Origin of the sequence: Methylobacter marinus A45, assembly GCF_000383855.1 — a bacterium.
GTDB classification, from domain to species: domain Bacteria; phylum Pseudomonadota; class Gammaproteobacteria; order Methylococcales; family Methylomonadaceae; genus Methylobacter; species Methylobacter marinus.
Genome location: NZ_KB912877.1, coordinates 2,612,654 through 2,633,764 on the forward strand (window position 1 = coordinate 2,612,654; position 21,111 = coordinate 2,633,764).

The following is a 21,111-nucleotide window of genomic DNA, read 5'->3' on the forward strand; positions in this document are numbered from 1 at the left end:
AGTCCTGCGCATTGGTTGAATAATTCACTCAAGTATAGCAGAGCTTTTTCAAATTATTTTTTCAGCGCCTTGGCAAATGCGTTAGCCATCGAGCCGGTGATTTTTTGCGGTTCCGGGCCCCGCTGCCTGGGTTTCCTGTCCGCATTTGCAGGTTTGCGTTCGGCTCTGGGATGGGCTTCCTCGGTGTCTTTTTTCATGGTCAGCGAGATACGCTTGCGCTCGACGTCGACTTCCAGCACCTTGACCTTGACCAGATCGCCGGTTTTGACCACTTCGCGCGGATCCTTGACGAAAGTGTCCGACAAATGCGAGATATGCACCAGGCCGTCCTGATGCACGCCGATATCGACGAACGCGCCGAAGTTGGCGACGTTGGTGACCACGCCGTCCAGGGTCATGCCCGGCTTGAGGTCGGTGATTTTCTCGACGCCCTCCTTGAACTGCACGCTTTTGAATTCCGGGCGCGGATCGCGGCCCGGCTTTTCGAGCTCTTGCAGGATATCGGACACGGTCGGCAGGCCGAAGTGTTCATCGGTGTAATTGGCCGGGTTCAGCGTGCGCAGGAAACTGCTCTGGCCGATCAGGTCGCGTATCGATTTGCCGGTGTTTTCGATGATCGCTTCGACGACCGGATAAGCTTCCGGGTGCACCGCCGAGGCATCGAGCGGATTGTCGCCGTTCATGACGCGCAAGAAGCCCGCGGCTTGTTCGTAAGCCTTGTCGCCGAGCCGCGGCACTTTTTTCAGCTGCGCGCGGTTCTTGAACGGGCCGTGCTCGTTACGGAACGCGACGATGTTCTCGCTGACGCTGGCCGACAGTCCCGAGACCTGTTTCAGCAGGGCCACCGAGGCGGTGTTGACGTCGACGCCGACCGCGTTCACGCAATCCTCGACGACGGCGTCCAGACTGCGCGCCAGTTGCACCTGGTTGACGTCATGCTGGTACTGGCCGACGCCGATCGATTTCGGCTCGATCTTGACCAGTTCGGCCAGCGGGTCCTGCAAGCGCCGGGCGATCGACACGGCGCCGCGCAGTGAGACGTCGAGCTCGGGGAATTCCCTGGCGGCCAGCTCCGAGGCCGAGTAAACCGAGGCGCCGGCTTCCGATACGGTCAGCTTGGTGAATTTAAGCGCGCTGTGGCGTTTGATCACATCGGCGACGAGCTGGTCGGTTTCGCGCGAGCCGGTGCCGTTGCCGATGCTGACCAGGTCCACATTGTGCCGGGCAATCAGCCGGGCCAGCGTGTCTATCGATGCGTCCCACTGGTTGCGCGGCGCATGCGGGTAAATCGTGTCGGTAGCCAGCAGTTTGCCGGTCGGATCGACGACGGCGACTTTGACGCCGGTGCGAATGCCCGGGTCCAGTCCCATCGTGGCCTTGGGGCCGGCCGGCGCGGCCAGCAGCAGGTCTCTTAAATTGCTGGCGAAGACGCGGATGGCTTCGAGCTCGGCCGCTTCGCGAAGGCGCAGTTTCAAATCCAGGTCGATGCGCGTGAACAGCTTGATTTTCCAGGCCAAGCGGGCGGTTTCGGCCAGCCAGGCATCGGCCGGCTTGGACACGTCAGTAATTTGGAGGTGGCGCGCCACCAGTTGCGCGCACAGATCGTGTTCCTCTTTTTCCTCGGCGCCGGGTTTGAGCGCCAGGTTGAGCAGGTCCTCATTGCGGCCGCGCAGCAGCGCCAGCGCGCGATGCGAAGGGATCTTGCTGATCGCTTCCTGGTAATCGAAGTAATCCTGGAATTTCGCCGCCTCGCGTTCTTTGTCCTTGACGACGGTGGCATGCAGGATGCCTTTCTGCCAGGTGCGCTCGCGCAGTTCGGCCAGCAGTTCGGCATCTTCGGAGATGCGCTCCATGATGATCTGGCGCGCGCCTTCGAGCGCGGCGGCGCTGTCCGGCACGCCCTTGTCGGCATCAATATAGCCGGCGGCGATCTGTTCCGGAATCAGGCCGCGGTCATCGAGCAGGGCATCGGCCAGAGGTTCGAGCCCTGCTTCACGCGCGATCTGCGCTTTGGTGCGGCGTTTGGGCTTGTAGGGCAGGTAGAGGTCTTCGAGCAGGGTTTTGGTGTCCGCTTCGCGAATGGCCTTTTCCAGTTCCGGCGTCAGCTTGCCCTGGGCGCTGATGCTGTCCAGTATGGTTTTGCGGCGCTCGTTCAGTTCGCGCAGGTAAGTCAGGCGTTCTTCCAGCAATCTTAACTGGCCGTCATCAAGGCCGCCGGTCGCTTCCTTGCGGTAGCGGGCGATAAACGGCACCGTCGCGCCTTCATCCAGTAACGATACGGCGGCGCTGACTTGGCGGCTGTTGACGGATAATTCTTCGGCTATACGTTGGATTACGTCCATTTTCTAGGGTCTTATACGGTTGAAAAAAACGGCATTGTAGCAGTATGTGGCGCTGGCCAGTATCGAGAGTTGAGCCTTTCGAACGCGCCTGGCTGTTATTCGGTCCGGGTCTGGATCAGTCTTTGCTGGTCGGCCTGTAATACCAGGCAGGTCAGGATGCCCGATGCATAGGCGCCGGTGTCGATGCCGATGCGATTGGGCAGCAGTTCGGGTTCATCGGTTATGGTGTGGCCGTGGACAATGATTTTTTCAAAAGGTTTGGTTGAGCCGGTAAATTCACTCCGTATCCACAGCAGATCATCGGGCTTTTGCCGGGATAACGGGCAGTCAGGATCTATGCCGGCGTGGACAAAAAAATAAGAGCCTATTGAATAAGAAAACGAGGTGCTTTTCAGGAACTGGTAATGCGCGTGCGGCAGTTTTTTCAATAATTGCCGTTGTATGGCTATGAAATCTTCGCGTTGGTTAGGCATTTCCTTATCACCGGCGGCGTTATAGCTGGCTAAAGTCGCCTGGCCGCCATAGGTGAACCAGGCAAGGCCGACAGTATCGTTATGCAGGAAATCGAGCATGGTCTGCTCATGATTGCCGCGTAAATAAACGTATTCGATATTCGGCTGCGTATTCCGCATCAGTTCTTCGATGACTTCCCGGGACTGCGGGCCTCTATCGATAAAGTCGCCCAGGTAAATCATGATCACGCGGCCGGAAAAGCCGGCCGAATCCTGTCTGATCCGGCTCAACAGCTGAACCAGCAAGTCATGACGGCCATGAATGTCGCCAATGCAGTAAACGCGGGTATCGTCGGGTAAAGCAGGGGTGGGATAGGGTTTTGCCTTTAACAATCGATTAATGAGTTTTTTCAAATTCCGTGACCATTTCTTGAAGAATAAGCGGATGTCTGTTGATCAACAAAGCGCTAATGGCATCCATGTACAGGGTGCTGTCAATGGCTTTGACGAATCGTTTATGCGATATATCCCAGGCTGCCACAACCTGATCGGCCAATAAGGCCATATCGTCCGATGTGAATGAGGGAAGCAGCGATAAGCAAAGCCGCAGGCGGGGTATCAAAAATGCCGTATCGTGCGGACCGGTGATGATGGACATGCGTAGTTTTTTTGGGGTTTTATCAGGCTGTTCATTCAGCAAAATATCAATAGAGGCTAATTTATACCATAAGAAGGCGTTGGCGGGAGAGCGTAGTAGCGATTGTTGCGCGCTGTCCGCCGATTGTCTTAACAGGGCTTGGCCGGCATCGCTGAATACGTTCTGGTTTTGGGCCTGAAAATAGAACAGTTCGCTCAAGTCCTGCCAGTAGTCCGGGTGATCAAACAGCTCGATGCTTTTTTGGGCTTTCCTGATCAGTGCCGATACTTCGGCCTCGGTCAGGGAGTGATGTTGCGCAATCTTGTCAATGCCTGTTTCAACCGGCACATGATTCAGCGCCGCTCTGACCCTGGGCACTGCGGTGAAAGCCAGCGCCATGCCAAGACATAAAACAAGGAGGGGGAAAAAACGATTGAAATTCATCATAGTAATTAGCCGCTATTTAGCGTGAGCAACGAACCGATGGTAAGCGTCTTAACGGTCATGATCGCGATCAAAGTCTTCTGGCGCCTGTTCCTGTCCGGCGTTTATCGCCGATTATTTACCGCCAATGATGGCGCATCAATTGGAATAATATTGGCCATATTTTCCGTAATGATAAAAGTGTCCGGAATTGCTGTAGTCGAAACTGCCGTATTGTTTTAAATCCACTTGTTGTAAAACAATGCCGGCAATATTGGCGTTGGCATTGACCAATTGCTGCAGGCCGGCTTTGATCACTTTTCTGGGGGTTTTATCCCAGCTGACGACATAGATGGTTTTGTCCATGAGTGACGCCAGGATACGTGCATCGGTGACGGCCATAACCGGGGGCAAATCAAAAATAATCAGGTCAAACCGCGCCTTCATGGCTTCTATTAATTTTTTCATTCGATGCGAATTGAAAACATCGGTCGCATTGACATAGTCGGCATGGCCCTTCGGCATGATGTAAAGATTTGATTTTTCATCTTTAAACATAAATTCGGCCATGTTTTTCTCATCAGACATAATCAAATCTGTGAGACCTTTCGATTTAGTCAGGAGACCGAGTTTTTTCTCAATGGTCGGCCGTCGTAAATCGGCATCGACAATGATGACTTTCAGTCCTGACTGGGCGGCGCCGCGAGCAAGGCATAAGGCCAGTGTGCTTTTCCCTTCCGAAGGAACGGACGACGAAATCATCACTGATTTGATGTCTTTATCAGGCGAGGACAGCGTGATGGAAACGCGCAGGGAATTAATGGCTTCGGCCAGGCTTGAATTAGGTTTTTCCAGAATATAGTCAATGGCGTCGCGGTCATTGATCATGGGAATTAAACCGATAGCGGGCACGCCCAGCAATGACTCGATTTCTTCCGGCGATCTTAACCCCGGGTTAAGCATTTCGAGCAGGAAGACAACGGCTGAGCTAACGACGGTCGCCATAATGACAATCAGCATAAGCATCAGGGGTTTCTTGGGGAAGGAAGCTTGCTGCGGTATCTCGGCTGCAGAAATAATCCGGGCATCGGCTTCGGCCATGCCCTGCGTGGATGATGTTTCCTTAAAGCGGTTTAAGAAGGTCTCGAATAATATTCTATTGGCGTTGGCTTCGCGTTCCAGCGCTCTTAATGCCACTTCGTCTTTTTGACTGCTGCCCGACCTATATTCGATCGCGGCTAGACTGCTTTGCAAGCTTTGTTCTCGGCTGCTGGCAATATTGACTTCATTTCTAAGGCCGGCGGCTATTTTTCTTATCTCGGCATCGATATTGGCTTGTAAGTCAGCGATTTCTGCCTTAATCCGAATCATTTTCGGATGTTTGGCGCCATATTCAACGGCCATCTCGGATATTTTCCGGGTAAGTTCGGCTTCCTGCTGACGCAAGCTCTGGATCAAGGGAGATGACAACACTTCAGGCGCTGTCTCGATGTCCGCGCCGTTTTTCAGTAAATTTTCTACCTGGCGCAATCGGGCGCCGGCTTCGGCGCGTGCCGCTTTGGCAATGATCAGCTGACTGTTGATTTCGGACAATTGCCCTTGCAGCAAACCCTCGCCTTGGGCGCCCCGGGACAGGTTATGGGTGCTCCGATACGTTTCCACCGCTTTTTCGGAGTCGGCCACTTTAATGCGCAATTCAGTCAGTTGATCATTAAGCCAGGCGCTGGCTTTTTCGGTCGCTTCAAACTTGGCTTCAAGCTGGTCGACGATATAAATTTCGCCATGAGTATTGGCTATTTTGGCAGCCAGTTTGGGGTCGGTAGACTTGAAGGTGATCTTGATCACCTGAGAACCCCTGACCGGCGACGCGGTTAATTTTTTAATATAAATATCGGTCGCTTTAGCCAGGCGTTGCTGTTCGGCTTCCTCTTCCGTTAGCGGCTCGGATTTTTTGCCTAGCGCTTCTTTAAACTCATCGGGAATCCAGTTGACAGGATTCAGGTTTGAAAAAAAGCTTTTCTCCTTGAGTTGTGGATTAAATTCGGCATGGTTTAACAAATCGAGCCTGGTAATCACTTTTTTAGCCAGGCTTCTTGACGTCAAAATTTCAACTTCGCTCTTGACCGCATCGTCAGTACTCATGTCGCCGCTTAACACGGCTTTAACGTCAACAACCTGGGCTTTTGCCGCACCCACCAGAATTTTGGCTTCGGACGTGTATTCCGGTGTTAATTGAAACAGAACAATAGAGGCGGAAATGGTAATAAACACAAAAACCGCAATAAACATCTGACGGTGTAACCAGAAAACATGCAGTATATGGCTTATCGATAGGGTTTCTTCTTCTTGGAACGAAGCGTTATTATCCATTGTCGCAAATGGCGGCTTGCTTGGCTGCATGAGGTAAATCCTTGAGCGCTTGTAAAATTAAAGGTAATGGCTTGGAGGGCAGGGTTTTCGCCGCAAAAGTCGCGGCGAAAACCCATTTGGAACATTAAAACATCCGTTCATCAACCCGGATGATGTCCCCGGGCATAACCGGCATATCCATTTTGGCTTGTACTTCTGTTTTCGTTGCATCATTCGCGTGAATCACAAAAACATGATTCTGTTTGGCGCGATAAGTAAAGCCGCCGGCAATGGCTACAGCCGTTAAATAAGTCATGCCGCTTACGTAAGAATAAGAATCAGGCCTTTCTACTTCACCCAAAATGTAAAAAGGTCTGTAGTTAAGCACCTGAATGCTGAATTTAGGGTTCACAATATAGTCGGGGCTCAGTTTGGATCTCAATGTCTCTTCAAACTCCGACAGGCTCAGGTTTTTGGCGGTGATAGTGCCGATCAGCGGTATCGAAACATTGCCGGTCCCGTCAACCGTGTATTCGCCGGTCAAGTCTTCGTGATTAAACACGGTGATTTGCAATTTATCACCGCTGCCTAAACGATAATACGTCTCTTTTGGTTCTTCAGCATGTGCATTCAAAGTGGCAAAGAATATTATGCTAAGGAAATATAATAGAATAAGATTTTTTTTCACTTAAAATACCTCATATTAAGTATGCAGTTTCTGTGATGGGAGAGGGTAGTGTGCGGTTAATGCAAGCTTTTGTATTCGTTATTTCCGATAGTTTTAACCTGAAAACAAATAGGTTTTAATCTTATACATAAATAATAATTGGATCGGGTTTCAGAAAAAATCGGTGTGTATTCCTTTGCCAAAAAACGACGTCAGTTCTGTCAGCGGCTCCAGTAAAGCCATAATCTTTCATTTGGTATAACGGACAGTATTCAAATGTCCCCTTTGGCTTTCTTTCGAACATGGGCATCAAAAACCTAAAAAATACTTAAAAACCTAAAAAATACTTATTCCCACGATGATCTAACGTCCACCTGACGCGGCCATTATTACCCGCGCATGCCCTGCGCCGCTTTTCACTATAAGCAACATTTTGGACGGATGATCGATAATCCGTTTTATCGGCGCGCGGGCAAATCCGGCTCCATGCTGTCCGATGCAGGCTGGGACGGGCGCTCTATTTGGACCTTTTCGCCACATGCGGACAACACGTTTTTAAGCTGTACCGGGTCCGTTTCCAGACATAGCCCAGGCGCTTCAGTTCAGTCCGTAAGGTCGTGTCGCCAATGCGCACGCCGAAGGTCTCTTCCAATCGGCTCAATAACACGCGAGCGGTCAGGGACTCCTGTTCCAGCCAGTGCCTGAGCTGAGCGCGGTGTTGATCGGTCAGTTTGCTCGGCGCCCCGCTCCGCGGTTTGTCGGGCAAACTGGCGAAGCCCGTTTTTAGCCATTTCCGTCGCCGTTCGCGGATCGCTTCCCGAGTCAGTCGCTGCCTTTCGGCGGTTTCCTTGACGGTATGCCCTTCGGCCAGCATCAGGATCGTTTCGGCCCGGTTTCTCTCCCGCCAATCGGCGCCTTTCTTAATGAGTTGTTGAAGCTGCTCTCGATCAGTTTCTAGCAATTCTATCGGTTTGACTCCCATTTTTTGTTCGGTCCTTTACATATGGAAAATGGAATTTTAATACATGTATATTTTTGTGAATGAATTAACATGTTATTGATATATGGTAGGTAAGTTTATTATATTTTCGGGTATCTAAATTGATAATTTATAAAGTTTGTGATGAAAATCACCTTTATTTTTAGGGCATCAGTTATACTGCTTTCCGGTTTTAAGTCTTTAGTAAGAAAACTGGTATATCCTTTTAAACTGTGCCAGATTTCTACTGGAGCCGGTTATATCAGAATGTATGTTTATTTATTGAGGGCAATGTAATGGATATTAGGTAATTAAATTGTGAATAAATTCGCATTAATAATATTTTAATAGATATATTATATTTATTTTAATTTTGCTGGCGGGTTTGGTCTTTAATTATTTAATCCATGCTGTCTGTTTAATTTAACTGAATATAGGTATATAGGATTATGAAGAAATTAACATTGATATTAGCTTTGGCTGTATTTTCCCCTTTGAGCAATGCCGCAGTCGATGGGAAAGGTGTTCCCTCGGATATCGCTGAGAAGATCGAAGCTATCAAAGCCAATCATGGCAAAGTTCCAGCGAATGAGACAGCAACGGCCGTCAAGCAATTGAGAACCAGCGTCCGGGAAGCGGTACTCCAGGGACTTATCAGCCGGGCGCAAGGTTCACATGCGCTAAACGGACTTGAAAACGCGCTGAATAACGGTGGCGGAAAACCCGTATCACCTAGCTGATTCGAGTCATCGGATTTTTATAACTATAAAAGGATAAATTCATCATAAAGCCAATCGGCTTGAGCATGATGAGTATCTTTATTAAGGGGCTTTAGCCGCGATTGTCGTGACTAAAGCCCTTTTTACAGTGGCTGTGCAAGCGCCTTAAGCTTGTTGTTAGACATTTCATGGCTAGTGATCGACGAATACGAATTGTTAAGTATCTTATTTCGCCGCTGACATTAATTTGCTCGGCATCTGTATGGGGCGCGGACGTGGAAAGAGGCATAGGGGTCAGTGAACGGACAAACAGGGACTATACGCCGGTAGGCATCAGAGCCGGCAGTTTTATGATTAATCCCGTTTTTGAAAGCCAGAATGAATACAAGGATAATATTTATTCGCAGCAAGACAGCCCTCAGGATGACTTTATCTTTCACCTGCAACCGGGGCTAAGCGTCAAAAGTGATTGGAATCGCCATGCCTTAGAGGCGCATATCGATACGGATATACAGATCTATGCTTCGCACGGCAGCGAGGACAAGGAAATCTATGACTTCGATGTGAATGGCAGGCTGGATGTATTGAGAAACAGTTTTGCTACAGCCAAATTTTATTATGCCAACCGCTATGAAGACAGGGCATCGCCCGATTCCCCCTTCAATGCCTTGCAGCCCGTGCAATATGATATCACCGGCGGTGTGGTTGGCTATGAGCATAAAATCAACCGCCTCCGGTTTAATGTTCTACAAGACATTCAACATCTGGATTTTAATAACGGCATAACCAGAAGCAGCAATTTTATCAATAACGATGATCGCGACCGTCAGATAAGTACCTCGACCGCCTATATCGGTTACGAGATTATGCCGGCCTATGAGGCGTTCGTCAGAGGCAGTTACAACGTTATCGAATATGATCGGCAATTTGATGATAATGGCTTGCAGCGTTCATCGTACGGTTATGAAACGGTTGCCGGTGTGGCTCTGGATTTTACCGGGAAATTAGTGGGCGATGCCTATATTGGCTATACCAGGCAGACATATGATGATGCCCGGTTAAAGACGATCAGCGCCTTGACAGGCGGTATGGGGTTGCGATGGATGGCAACGGGACTGACTACCGTTTCTGTCCGGGTTGACAGAGCCATTAATGAGACCACTCAGGGATTGTCATCCGGTTACCTCAGTACCGCCTCCCGGTTGAGTATCGATCACGAATTACTGCGCAACGTCCTGCTCAATGCCAGTGGCGGATATGTTTTCAATGATTATCAGGGCGGCCTGGGCCGTCAGGAAGATACTTATCACGCGGGGCTGTCGGCAAAATACCTGCTTAATCGTAATTTTTTCCTTAGAACCGGATACAGCTTTAGAACCCGGTCGACAAATTTAAGCAATTCCGATTTCGATATTAACAGTGTGTACTTTTCATTGGGTCTGCAACTTTAAACGAGTTAAATCAGCAGTAAAAATTTTTAGATAAGGACGCTTTGGGTATCGAAAATACAAACCTCATCATCGGGCACGTTCTGGGGGCTGGTTTGATATTTTCTTTTGTGCATGCCTGATGGTTAGCCTGTTCATTATTCATGATATTTAGGAGATATATTTTGAAAACTCTGGAACAAACAAAAATAGCCATAGTTGGATTAGGCTATGTAGGTTTACCCCTTGCAGTGGAATTCGGCAAAAAGTATCCAACCATCGGTTTCGATATTAATCAAAAGCGCGTGCAGGAATTGCAGGCAGGCCGGGATTCGACCCTGGAAGTCAGCACTGAGGAGCTGGGCCAGGCCGCGTTTTTAAGCTACACCGCCTCATTGAAAGACATTAAAAACTGCAATGTCTATATTGTGACCGTGCCCACGCCTATCAATGAACACAAGCAGCCGGATCTGACGCCATTGATAAAAGCCAGTGAAGCCATAGGGACCATTCTGAAGCCCGATGACGTGGTCATCTACGAATCGACCGTTTATCCCGGCGCAACCGAAGAGGTCTGCGTGCCGTTGCTGGAGCAGCATTCTGGCCTGAAATTCAACGAGCAATTTTATGCCGGCTATAGCCCGGAACGTATCAATCCGGGCGATAAGGAACACCGCGTCACCAATATTCTGAAAGTGACTTCGGGTTCTACCGAGCAAGCCGCGGATTATGTCGACAGTCTTTACAAAAGCATCATTACCGCCGGCACGCACAAGGCCAGCAGCCTTAAAGTGGCCGAAGCGGCCAAGGTCATTGAAAATACCCAGCGCGATGTCAATATCGCCTTGATCAATGAATTGGCCATCCTGTTCAACCGACTGGGTATCGATACCGAAGAGGTGTTGCTGGCCGCGGGAACCAAGTGGAATTTCCTGCCGTTTAGGCCCGGACTGGTGGGCGGGCACTGCATAGGCGTGGATCCTTATTATCTGACCCATAAAGCGCAGGCAGTTGGCTATAATCCCGAGGTTATCCTGTCGGGACGGCGCATCAACGATCGCATGGGCGAATATGTGGTCTCGCAGCTGATAAAAAACCTGTTGAAAAAGCGTATCCATATCCAGCAGGCCGAGGTTTTGATCATGGGCCTGACCTTTAAGGAAAACTGCCCTGATTTACGCAATACCCGGGTCATCGACATTATCGAAGAACTGAAAGACTATGAAGTCAATACCCATGTTTATGATCCCTGGGTCAGCCCGGAAGAAGCCAGGCATGAATACGGCATTGCCCTGATTGAAAAGCCGGAGGAAAAAAAATACGATGCGGTCATTCTGGCGGTCGCGCATGAGCAATTCAAACAATTGACCATTGAGCAAATAAAGGGGTATACCAAGCCGGAGTCTGTAATTTATGATCTGAAGTATCTGTTTCCCGCTAACCAAACTGATGACAGGTTATAACCATGAAAATATTAGTCACCGGCACCGCAGGCTTTATCGGCAATCACCTGGCGATAAAATTACTGGAAAGAGGCGATGAAGTCATAGGCGTCGACAACCTTAATGATTACTACGACGTCAACCTGAAAAAAGCGCGCCTGGCGCGCATTCTCGATTACGGGAATTACACCGATATCCGCGCCGATATCGCCGATCGGGATACGATGGATCGATTGTTCAAACAATATCAGCCGCAACGCGTGGTCAATCTGGCCGCGCAGGCGGGGGTTCGCTATTCCATTGAGAATCCTCATGCCTACGTCGACAGCAATATCGTCGGTTTCATCAATATCCTTGAAGGCTGCCGGCATCAGAAGATAGAGCATCTGGTTTATGCCTCCAGCAGCTCGGTTTATGGCGCCAACGAAACGATGCCGTTTTCCGTGCACGACAACGTCGATCATCCGCTCAGCCTGTATGCAGCCTCCAAGAAAGCCAATGAACTGATGGCTCATACCTATAGCAATTTGTATCAACTGCCGACCACCGGATTAAGATTTTTTACCGTTTACGGGCCGTGGGGACGGCCGGACATGGCGCTGTTTTTATTCACCAAAGCCATACTGGCGGGGGAGCCGATCCAGGTGTTTAACTATGGCAAACACCGCCGCGACTTTACCTATATTGATGATATTGTCGAAGGCATTATCAGGACGCTGGACAATCCCGCCAAACCCAATCCGGAATGGACCGGCAAACTGCCGGACCCGGGCACCAGCAAGGCGCCGTGGCGGGTCTACAATATCGGCAACCAAAAGCCGGTCGAATTGATGACTTATATAGAAACCCTGGAAAAAGCCCTGGGTAAAACCGCGGAAAAACAGCTGTTGCCATTACAGCCCGGCGATGTGCCCGATACTTATGCCGATGTGGAAGCGCTGGTAGCGGATGTCGGGTATAAACCCGATACGACCATTGAGAAAGGGATCGGCAAATTTGTGGACTGGTATCTGACTTACAACAATATCACCCCCGGTTAATTATCGTTTTTCGGACAAATTCCTGCCGCCTCTGTGTGGAAGCCTTGGCATGATTGGCTAAGGTAATAGCCTGAAGCAGATCAGGCAGAGAATTACCTTGGCGCTGCCTTGATAAGGCCAGGGGATTAACTTGCTTGACCGGGCACTAAAAATCCTTGAATTTCGATGAGCGGTCTCGCTGAAATTAAAGCCAGGTCAGTGCGAAAACCATTTCTCTGAATAAACATGACCTGGACCGATAGTGAACGGCTTGCTTGATTTCCTGAAAAACTAGGGTCATCGGTGGGTTTATATATATTAGGACCTAATAAGCAATCGTAAGCATTTCAAGCACCAAAAAAGCCACACCATTTTTAATTTAAAATTGGCAATATAATGTTCAGTAAAAATTTACAATATAATTTATTGTCACTTATTAATATAACTATTTCCTTTGTTTTTATTATTTTCCTGGGGCGCAAATTCGGCGCAGGGGATAGTACCGATATTTATTTTTTATCTATCACGATAGTGGGTTATTTGGGTATTTTAGCTCAATGTGTATGGGGTGCTATGAGTCCTTATTACACAAGATTAAAAGTGGAAGATTCACAGTTGGCCGCTAAATTATATTCAGTGTTGCTCAATAATGTGATTCTTATCTCTTTGGCAGAGATCCTGCTGTATTTTTTGGTCACTAATAATTTTCGAGTGATTTCGCCGGAAAAAAAAGAATTTCTGGATGTGTTTATTTATTATCTGGTTCTCCAGAGTATTATTCTTTTCAATAAGGCATTATTGAATCTTGAAAAACACTTTGCTGTTTTTTACCTGGTTGATATTTTTATTACAACCATTAACTTAATCATCCTGTTATTCTTTTCAAAAGGCGATATAGTCATTATTGCCTATTCCACTATCATTGCCGCCATTTTGGCTGTCATATGGCAACTTTATCTGGTTTTTTTTAGGCTGAATTACAGATACCGGCTGTCTATATCTCAAAAGGAGATGCCGAGTATCTACAGAAATTCAATAAAAATGAATATCGGATTATTATTATATGGATTCAAGGATATTATTTTAGTTACTGTTTTTACCAGCTTCGGCAGCGGCGTTTATTCATTGTTCAATTATGCCAATAAGTTTTCAGTGGCTTTGTTTCAGATAACAAACGCCCCTATAGTGAATATATACGTGGCCAGACTGAATGAAGTTGTCGCCAATAAAAAATTTCATGAAATTAAAAGCTTAAGAAGGGATGTTCTGGTTCAAACAGTTCTCTTGCTTGTGATAGGGTTCACGGTATTGTATTTCATTTTGCCCTATATTCTGGGTCTGTTTTTTAAAGGTAAATTTTCCTTTGAAGAAATAAAAGAGATACAACGCATTTTTAGTTATATGGCCGTGTTCTATTTTGTCTGGGCAATTAGTATTCCTTATTCCAGGGCTATTTCCATATTCAAATTGTTTAATTACAATCTACTTGTAAATTTTATATTTTTTACTTTAATTTGTTCAGCCTATCTGGCTTTTAAGATCTACTCATTAAGCTATGTTGATATGTTATTGTTATTTTCATTTGCACAGTTTGCGAACCTTATTTTTTATTTCATAAAAAACAAGCGGTTTTTGAATAAAAAAGAAGAGTCAAACGCATTATTAGTGCAAAGATAAATTCAATAAAATATGTTCCTAATTGATAAAATAATGGCTAAAAATGCTAAAAATAAACGGAATATTAAAAAATTTAGGTTATAAATTTCTTAGTCCCAATAATTATGCAAGGTTTATTGGTGTTAAATTCGGCACTAATTGTAAGTTTCGAACAAAATATTTTGGAACTGAACCATATTTAATAGAAATTGGCGACAATGTTCAAACCGCAATGAATGTTTATTTCATCAATCATGACGGCGGTGTGGGGGTTTTAAGAAATTTATACAAAGATCTTAAAAAGATTGATTTAATTAAAAAGATTGTTATTGGGAATAATGTATTTATAGGATTTAATGTAACAATTCTGTTAGGTACCAAAATAGGTGACAATGTTATTATTGGTGCTGGTAGTGTCGTCAGAGGCGAATTGAACTCCAATAGTGTTTATGCTGGAGTCCCAGCTAAATATATTTGTTCAATTGATGAGTATAAAGAAAAAAATAATAATTTTTTCTTAAACACGTCTTCAATAGATTCCGTTAAAAAAGAAAAAATTCTAAGAGAAGTTTTTCCGGAATCAAGTTCATAATCCGCGAATAATCAATACACATAGATATCTTTTTGAAATCAAGCTAATTTGCATTGGCCGAACTGAAGTCGGTAGTCTTAATAAAAGAGATCAGCGCTAAAAAATAGCTTAAAAAACAAGGACAGCGCAGTGAGGCTTTATAAGCACCGTGAAACATGTATGGAGACAAAAAGACCATAGGCTTTCATTGCAATCTGTTGCTGAAGACAAATCGTGCTTGAGTGGAGTGTTTATGGCGCTTTGGGTTATTGGCTGAGGATATGGTTGATGTGTTAGAGAAAAATCATGGCAATTGTCCGGTAAATCCTGCCACCAGGAAATGAAATGGCATTGAGATAATTGATGTGAAATAAAATACAAATGGCTGTTGTCCAGTACCATTTGCCCTCAACAAACTGAAAAGACGAATGGCGTGGTTAAGATTTGGGTTAGTTCGGGATTGACGCTAATTTTTTGTTGAGGAGTTACATCTTGATAACAATGAATGCACTATACATTAGATTGTTTTTTATTCTTTTATTGCTGGTGCTTTTTTTTGTAAAGCCTGAATTTGAAAGTGTGACTGACCCCGACCTTTTGGGTATTTATATTTTTATCTTTTTCACTGCAATCTTTATTCATTTATTTAGCGAATGGGATAACAAAAACTGGTTTCGTCTGGATGTTATTTTCCTTTTAGGTTATGGCATAGTTCATTTCCAATGGCCCATCATGTCGGCTATCAGTGACATTTATCCGGAGAAATACGCAAAGGTCTCGATGACGTCCTACCAGGTCAATTATGCAACATGGCTTTCGGCCATAGGTATTGTTTCCTGGTTTCTGGGGTATTCTCTTCTGGCAAAAAAAACCGTGCCTGATACAGTGAGGTATTCTTTTAATTATAAAAAGCTGCTTTGGCTGACCATAATATTAAGTGGTTTATTTCTGTCGACAGCAGGATCTGACTACTTGTCAGGCGGCATCTATAAAGGCTCGCAGGGAACAGGCGTAGGCGAAGGTGTTTCAGTCTATTTTCAATTATTGCTTTCAATTTCTATCATAGTATTAACGGCTGTTGTTTTATTAGATAAAAAAGATAACTTTGATACAAATAGTATAGCTTGGCTTTTAAGTCTGGATAAAAAGTATTTGTTTATATCTATCGGCTACGTTTTATTATTTTTGTCTATTGGCGATAGAGGTGCTGCAATACAGGTTATCTTCGCGTTCCTTATTTTATTTGGCAGCTTGATCCGGTCAATAACCTTGGTGGAACTCATTGTTATAAGTATTATCGGAGGATTGTTATTAACCATAATCGGATTAGGAAGAAGTGCTTATGACGGCGATATATTATCTTCAGGACTGGATAACCTGGAGATAATGTCCGGCTATGATATTACTCTGGAGTTGGCCGATAGTATAAGAACATTACACAGTACATTGGCAACTGTCCCGGGCTATCATGATTATTTCTATGGCAAGCTTTGGCTGGATAGATTATTGAGTGTTATTCCTCTCGCGCAAAATATTTATTTACAGCTTTCAGAGGATGTTACCTATGAAATGAGCTCGGCAGGGTATATTACTTATTTAAAATACGGGCTCAACCCGACTTCGGGCGAGGGCACTTCATTAATAGCCGATGCATTTATTAACTTCGGGCTGGCCGGTGTATTAATCTGTTTATTTCTTTTAGGCATGTTTTTTAAAAAAGCACAAAATGAGCTTAGGCTGCAGCAAAGTTATTACTGGATGATAATAGCGGCGTTATTGGGCAGCATAGCGTTTTATCTGGGGCGAGGCAGTTTATTGGATCCTTTCAGATTGATTGTCTGGGGAATGGGGTTATCTTATTTTCTTGTTAAACGGAGAAGAAAGAATGTCTAGGATAATGCTGATAATTCCCACCCTGCATCAGGGGGGCGCTGAGCGGGTGATGTCGGAACTGGCAAATGCCTGGAGCAGGCAGCATGAAATACATCTTGTATTATTAGCCAAATCCGAAAACTTTTATCCCATTAATAACAATGTAATTATTCATCAATTAGGATTTAGTCATTCGGGATTGCTTAGCAAGGTTTTTAATGAGCTGAAAGTTTTTTTTAAACTACGAAAGTTATTAAAACAACAAAAGCCGGATTTTGTGCTCAGCTTTATGAGTAAATACAATATATTGACGATTTTTGCAGCGTCCTTTCTTAATTTAAGAGTATTTGTCTCGGATAGAAATAACCCCAGGCAACAATTGCCGATTCTTATATCGCTTCTAAGAAAAATTACCTATAGATTTGCTGATGGCATTATCGCCCAAACCGGCTTGGCTAAATTAATTCTTGAAAAAAACACAGGAAATAAAAATATAGCGATCATCCCGAACCCTCTCAAAGCGATTTCATTTTATGAGGATATTGAGAGAGAGAAAATGATCCTGAACGTCGGCCGCTTGGTTGATCAAAAAGGCCAAAAATATCTTTTGGAGGCATTCAAAAGGATTAAGGATACCGAATGGAAGATAGCTATATTAGGCGATGGACCGTTACATGGTCAGTTAAAACAACACGCTGAACAATTAGGTGTAAAAGACCGGGTCATAATGCCCGGAGCCGTTAATGAAATAGATCGCTGGCTAGCCAGGGCATCGGTCTTTGCTTTTCCTTCTTTGTACGAAGGCTTTCCCAATGCGCTTGTCGAGGCCATGGCGGCCGGGCTTCCCTGCGTCAGTTTTGATTGTGATACCGGGCCAAGAGACATAATAGTCGATGGCGAGAATGGCTACCTGGTGCCGGTGCGGGATGTCGACCTGCTTGCCAGGCGGCTGGAAGCCCTGATCAGTAATACGGAAATCAGAAACCGGTTATCCAGGGAAGCGGCAAAGATAAGCGACAATTTTGCGCTGGAAAAAATATCTGATGACTATCTAGCGTTTTGCACGGCGTCAATCAAATGAAAACTATTGCCATTAATGCATTAAGTGCGCTTCGGGGCGGAGGTCAGACTTACCTGATCAACCTGCTTAGTTATTTACCGGAGGGCGATTTTAAGGTTGTACTTTTGGTAAATAGCCAGAATAAACAGTTGTTCTCCCAATACGGCTCGGATCGTATCGAACTCTTTGAGGCGGTTTGGGCATCAAAAAGCATTTTGCACCGGACTTTGTGGGAACGGTTCGCATTGCCCGGAAAATTGCAGGCCTGGCAGGCGGATGTCTATTATGCGCCGGGTGGCGTCATGATTACCCGGCCGCCAAAAGGTTGTCTCAGTGCGACGGCCTTAAGAAACATGCTGCCATTTGATGACAGGGAGCGGAAACGGTTTCCGCTTGTTTCACTTATTCGATTCAAGCTGTGGCTGTTGCGGTTTGTATTTTTGAAGTCCTATCAAAAATCGGACAAGGTCGTGTTTATATCCGAGTACTCAATGTCGGTTGTTAAACAATACCTGCCTGGCATAGCGAGCAAAGGCATTGTTGTGCCGCATGGGCTTAACAGCCGGTTTTTAAATACTGAAGCGTCTTATGATCTGCCGGATGGGCTTCAGGCGGACCAGTTCTATTTATATGTTTCGATATTGGATGTCTATAAGGCACAAAAAGAGATTGTAAAAGCCTGGAGAAAATTACGGGACCATGATTTTCCATATCCTCTGGTTTTGGCCGGGCCAAAATATAATCAATATGGCGAAGAAGTCATCGCCTTGATTGACCGGTTGGAGCTTCAGGGTAAAGTCATCTACTTGGGAAAAATCGATTATGACCAACTGCCTGGTCTTTATAAATCGGCCAGGGCCTTGGTGTTTGCTTCATCCTGCGAATGCTGCCCGAATATCTTGCTTGAAAAACTGGCTGCGGGAAAGCCGGTGTTTTGCTCAAATATAGAGCCCATGCCTGAATTTGGCGGCGATGCCGGCATCTATTTCGATCCTTATGAGCCGGGCGATTTATATGAAAAAATCATGGGTATGGAAGCACAGGCTTCAATGATGAATAAAATGGCCGATAAAGCTTATAAGCAAGCGCTAAAGTTTGACTGGAGCAGCACTGCGCAAAGAACAATGGATTTCCTTATTAACAATAATTAATTCAAATTAATAACCGGGCGATTGGCTAAATATATATTCCAGTCCGGTTATATAAAAAAGACCAGTTCAAACTGAAATACCTGTTGATATTCTACTGATACTAAAAATGCACAAGCCGCATAGCCATGCTGTAAAATTAAGGTGATTTTCATCACAAACTTTATAAATTATCAATTTCTCAAGAGAGAAATATAATAAACTCTCTTTCAACAAATAAGTCGCAAGCTAAGCAATTACCAATAAATAAACATGTATTTAATAACCTTTATTCATATAAAGGTGTTTGGGATAATGGTATTGTGATGCGATTCACTGATTATTCTATAAATTTATCATAAGGTTTACATGAATAAATAATGCATGAAAAGGTGATTGTCGTCACGCTTTTATATTTATTTTATTGGGTAATATAAAGTTATTAAGTTTTTCTTAATATATTATTATTTCAATAAATAACATGCATAAGTTTTCCCGTTTTCCATCTCTATAAGGAACGAATAAAAATGGGAGTCAAACCGATAGAATTGCTTGAGACTGATCGACAGCAGCTTCAGCGGCTCATTAAGAAAAGCGCCGATTGGCGGGAGAGCAACCGGGCCGAAACGATCCTGATGCTGGCTGACGGATATACCGTCAAGGAAACGGCCGAAAAGCAGCGACTGACTCGGGAAGCGATCCGCGAACGGCGGCGAAAATGGTTAAAAACGGGCTTCGCCAGTTTGCCCGACAAACCGCGGAGCGGGGCACCGATTAAGCTGACGGATGAGCACCGAAATCAGCTCAAAAGTTGGATTGAAGCAGAGCCATTAACGGCTCGGGCTCTGTTAAACCGACTGGAAAAAACATTCAGCGTACAGGTCGGCAATACCACTTTGCGGACAGAGTTGAAACGACTGGGCTATGTCTGGAAACGGACCGGGTACAGTTTAAAAAAGCATGAGGCCGGCCCAACAAACAAGAGTTTCTGCCGGGAGCAAGCAAGTACGGAACAGTGAATTTTAATCAGCCTGTATCGATGAAGCAGGCTTGGCATGCGGTTACCGGATCATTCCGCCATGAGCAAAAAGCGGTAAGGTTCTGCGCTCAAGCATTATCAGCTGGTTTTTGCCGTTAGATGTTTTCGGGGCAATAGCCCGTCTAATGCCAGGGATGACCGGACTACGCTGCTGACGCATTAGCGGATTTTGATTGCACAATGCATGCTTTTTTACCGAGAGATTGATCAATGACAGTGTCTGCCCAGCAAGCGGCCAGGACTTTAGGGCTGCAGGATGACGATATGAAAACCGTAGCCTTTTTCTTAACGATAATTAAATCAGATAAATAATGTTTACTAATAAAACGCTATTGATTACCGGTGGTACCGGCTCGTTCGGCAACGCCGTGCTGGATAGATTTCTTAATACCGACATCCAGGAAATCCGCATATTCAGCCGTGACGAAAAAAAGCAGCACGACATGCGGCTTCAGTATAACAATGACAAGATAAAATTTTACATTGGCGATGTGCGTTCCTTCGACAGCATCAACGCCGCGATGTGCGGCGTCGATTACGTGTTTAGCGCGGCGGCCTTGAAACAAGTCCCTTCTTGCGAGTTTTATCCCATCGAAGCCGTTAAAACCAATATCCTGGGCACGGAAAACACCCTGAAAGCCGCGATCAAAAATCAGGTTAAAAATGCCATTGTATTAAGCACCGATAAAGCCGTTTACCCGATCAACGCGATGGGCATGAGCAAAGCCCTGATGGAGAAAGTGTCCGTCGCGACGTCCCGCAATGTCCCGGCCAACGGACCGGTCATGTGCAATACCCGTTATGGCAATGTCATGGCGTCACGCGGTTCCGTGATCCCCTTGTTTGTCGAACAGATCAAGTCCGGCGCCCCCTTGACCATTACCGATCCTGAGATGACGCGTTTCATGATGTCATTGCCCGATGCGGTTGACCTGGTTCTGTTTGCCTTCGAGCATGGCGTGCAAGGCGATACCTTCGTGCAAAAGGCGCCGGCGGCAACCGTTTTAACCTTGGCCAAGGCCTTAAAGAAAATTTTTAACGCTAAAAATGAAATTCGTATTTTGGGCACGCGGCACGGCGAGAAAAAGCATGAAGCGCTGCTGTGCCGGGAAGAGTACATGAAAGCCGAAGATTTGGGCCGGTATTTCAGAATTCCCGCCGATACCCGGGACCTGAATTATGCCAAGTACTTTGAAAAAGGCGAGCAGGTCCTGTCTCAGGAGCAGGATTACACCTCCGAGAATACGCAGCGACTGGATGTGGAAGGCATGATCGAGTTATTGATGAAGCTTGACTATATCAAAGACGAACTCCAGTCGGATTTTTGATG

General features: G+C 46.0%; 17 protein-coding genes. 11 read left to right on the forward strand and 6 right to left on the reverse strand.

Annotated elements, in window-relative coordinates:
• Window positions 1-53: 53 nt before the first annotated feature.
• The 6 genes from METMA_RS0112320 to METMA_RS24520 all read right to left on the reverse strand — a co-directional run bounded on the left by METMA_RS0112320 (window position 54) and on the right by METMA_RS24520 (window position 7,852).
• On the reverse strand, window positions 54-2,342 hold the full coding sequence (locus METMA_RS0112320; RefSeq protein WP_020159399.1) for a Tex family protein: 2,289 nt from the start codon (window positions 2,340-2,342) through the stop codon (window positions 54-56).
• A 95-nt stretch (window positions 2,343-2,437) separates the two neighbouring features.
• Window positions 2,438-3,208: a metallophosphoesterase family protein gene (locus tag METMA_RS0112325; RefSeq protein ID WP_020159400.1), complete on the reverse strand. Its 771-nt coding sequence runs from the start codon at window positions 3,206-3,208 to the stop codon at window positions 2,438-2,440.
• The gene (locus tag METMA_RS0112330) at window positions 3,192-3,878 is read right to left on the reverse strand and encodes a hypothetical protein (protein ID WP_020159401.1); all 687 of its coding nucleotides are present in this window, start codon (window positions 3,876-3,878) and stop codon (window positions 3,192-3,194) included. Before METMA_RS0112330 ends, METMA_RS0112325 begins: the two co-directional genes overlap by 17 nt.
• Before the next feature lie 135 nt (window positions 3,879-4,013).
• Window positions 4,014-6,254 (reverse strand): GumC family protein, encoded by a 2,241-nt coding sequence (locus METMA_RS0112335; RefSeq protein WP_020159402.1) that lies wholly within the window; start codon window positions 6,252-6,254, stop codon window positions 4,014-4,016.
• Between the two features lie 94 nt (window positions 6,255-6,348).
• Complete coding sequence (locus METMA_RS0112340; protein WP_020159403.1) at window positions 6,349-6,891, reverse strand: polysaccharide biosynthesis/export family protein; 543 nt, start codon at window positions 6,889-6,891, stop codon at window positions 6,349-6,351.
• A gap of 496 nt (window positions 6,892-7,387) precedes the next feature.
• Window positions 7,388-7,852 carry a helix-turn-helix domain-containing protein gene (locus tag METMA_RS24520; protein WP_020159404.1) on the reverse strand — a complete coding sequence of 155 codons (465 nt, stop codon included), beginning with the start codon at window positions 7,850-7,852 and terminating at the stop codon, window positions 7,388-7,390.
• 446 nt (window positions 7,853-8,298) lie between these two features.
• Here METMA_RS24520 and METMA_RS0112350 point away from each other — a divergent pair, with 446 nt between their 5' ends.
• From METMA_RS0112350 to METMA_RS0112400, 11 genes are all read left to right on the forward strand, one after another.
• The gene (locus METMA_RS0112350) at window positions 8,299-8,589 is read left to right on the forward strand and encodes a hypothetical protein (protein ID WP_020159405.1); all 291 of its coding nucleotides are present in this window, start codon (window positions 8,299-8,301) and stop codon (window positions 8,587-8,589) included.
• A 254-nt stretch (window positions 8,590-8,843) separates the two neighbouring features.
• On the forward strand, window positions 8,844-10,019 hold the full coding sequence (locus tag METMA_RS0112355) for an outer membrane beta-barrel protein (protein ID WP_162181836.1): 1,176 nt from the start codon (window positions 8,844-8,846) through the stop codon (window positions 10,017-10,019).
• Window positions 10,020-10,189: 170 nt separating this feature from the next.
• The gene (tviB, locus tag METMA_RS0112360) at window positions 10,190-11,458 is read left to right on the forward strand and encodes a Vi polysaccharide biosynthesis UDP-N-acetylglucosamine C-6 dehydrogenase TviB (RefSeq protein WP_408605832.1); all 1,269 of its coding nucleotides are present in this window, start codon (window positions 10,190-10,192) and stop codon (window positions 11,456-11,458) included.
• Window positions 11,459-11,460: 2 nt separating this feature from the next.
• Window positions 11,461-12,477, forward strand: a complete 1,017-nt coding sequence (locus tag METMA_RS0112365; protein ID WP_020159408.1) for an NAD-dependent epimerase — start codon at window positions 11,461-11,463, stop codon at window positions 12,475-12,477.
• 375 nt (window positions 12,478-12,852) lie between these two features.
• A complete protein-coding gene (locus tag METMA_RS0112370) occupies window positions 12,853-14,133 on the forward strand; it encodes a lipid II flippase MurJ (RefSeq protein WP_020159409.1) in 1,281 nt (426 codons plus the stop codon).
• A 43-nt stretch (window positions 14,134-14,176) separates the two neighbouring features.
• Window positions 14,177-14,704 (forward strand): acyltransferase, encoded by a 528-nt coding sequence (locus METMA_RS27835; protein WP_020159410.1) that lies wholly within the window; start codon window positions 14,177-14,179, stop codon window positions 14,702-14,704.
• A gap of 480 nt (window positions 14,705-15,184) precedes the next feature.
• Window positions 15,185-16,576 carry an O-antigen polysaccharide polymerase Wzy gene (wzy, locus tag METMA_RS0112380; protein WP_020159411.1) on the forward strand — a complete coding sequence of 464 codons (1,392 nt, stop codon included), beginning with the start codon at window positions 15,185-15,187 and terminating at the stop codon, window positions 16,574-16,576.
• Window positions 16,569-17,636 carry a glycosyltransferase family 4 protein gene (locus tag METMA_RS24525; protein ID WP_051961680.1) on the forward strand — a complete coding sequence of 356 codons (1,068 nt, stop codon included), beginning with the start codon at window positions 16,569-16,571 and terminating at the stop codon, window positions 17,634-17,636. The genes wzy and METMA_RS24525 overlap by 8 nt, the downstream gene beginning before the upstream one ends.
• Window positions 17,633-18,766, forward strand: coding sequence for a glycosyltransferase family 4 protein (locus METMA_RS0112390; protein ID WP_020159413.1), 1,134 nt, complete (start codon window positions 17,633-17,635; stop codon window positions 18,764-18,766). Before METMA_RS24525 ends, METMA_RS0112390 begins: the two co-directional genes overlap by 4 nt.
• Window positions 18,767-19,269: 503 nt before the next feature.
• Window positions 19,270-19,761, forward strand: a complete 492-nt coding sequence (locus METMA_RS24530; protein ID WP_020159414.1) for a helix-turn-helix domain-containing protein — start codon at window positions 19,270-19,272, stop codon at window positions 19,759-19,761.
• A gap of 331 nt (window positions 19,762-20,092) precedes the next feature.
• On the forward strand, window positions 20,093-21,109 hold the full coding sequence (locus METMA_RS0112400) for a polysaccharide biosynthesis protein (protein ID WP_020159415.1): 1,017 nt from the start codon (window positions 20,093-20,095) through the stop codon (window positions 21,107-21,109).
• The last annotated feature ends 2 nt before the right edge of the window (window positions 21,110-21,111 follow it).

Coding starts and splice junctions, on each gene's coding strand:
- METMA_RS24520 (WP_020159404.1), bottom strand. CDS start 7,852: ATGGGAGTCAAACCGATAGAATTGCTAGAAACTGATCGAGAGCAGCTT.
- METMA_RS0112370 (WP_020159409.1), top strand. CDS start 12,853: ATGTTCAGTAAAAATTTACAATATAATTTATTGTCACTTATTAATATA.
- METMA_RS0112350 (WP_020159405.1), top strand. CDS start 8,299: ATGAAGAAATTAACATTGATATTAGCTTTGGCTGTATTTTCCCCTTTG.
- METMA_RS0112335 (WP_020159402.1), bottom strand. CDS start 6,254: ATGCAGCCAAGCAAGCCGCCATTTGCGACAATGGATAATAACGCTTCG.
- METMA_RS0112390 (WP_020159413.1), top strand. CDS start 17,633: ATGAAAACTATTGCCATTAATGCATTAAGTGCGCTTCGGGGCGGAGGT.
- METMA_RS24530 (WP_020159414.1), top strand. CDS start 19,270: ATGGGAGTCAAACCGATAGAATTGCTTGAGACTGATCGACAGCAGCTT.
- METMA_RS0112365 (WP_020159408.1), top strand. CDS start 11,461: ATGAAAATATTAGTCACCGGCACCGCAGGCTTTATCGGCAATCACCTG.
- METMA_RS0112330 (WP_020159401.1), bottom strand. CDS start 3,878: ATGATGAATTTCAATCGTTTTTTCCCCCTCCTTGTTTTATGTCTTGGC.
- wzy (WP_020159411.1), top strand. CDS start 15,185: ATGAATGCACTATACATTAGATTGTTTTTTATTCTTTTATTGCTGGTG.
- METMA_RS0112320 (WP_020159399.1), bottom strand. CDS start 2,342: ATGGACGTAATCCAACGTATAGCCGAAGAATTATCCGTCAACAGCCGC.
- METMA_RS27835 (WP_020159410.1), top strand. CDS start 14,177: ATGCTAAAAATAAACGGAATATTAAAAAATTTAGGTTATAAATTTCTT.
- METMA_RS0112400 (WP_020159415.1), top strand. CDS start 20,093: ATGTTTACTAATAAAACGCTATTGATTACCGGTGGTACCGGCTCGTTC.
- METMA_RS24525 (WP_051961680.1), top strand. CDS start 16,569: ATGTCTAGGATAATGCTGATAATTCCCACCCTGCATCAGGGGGGCGCT.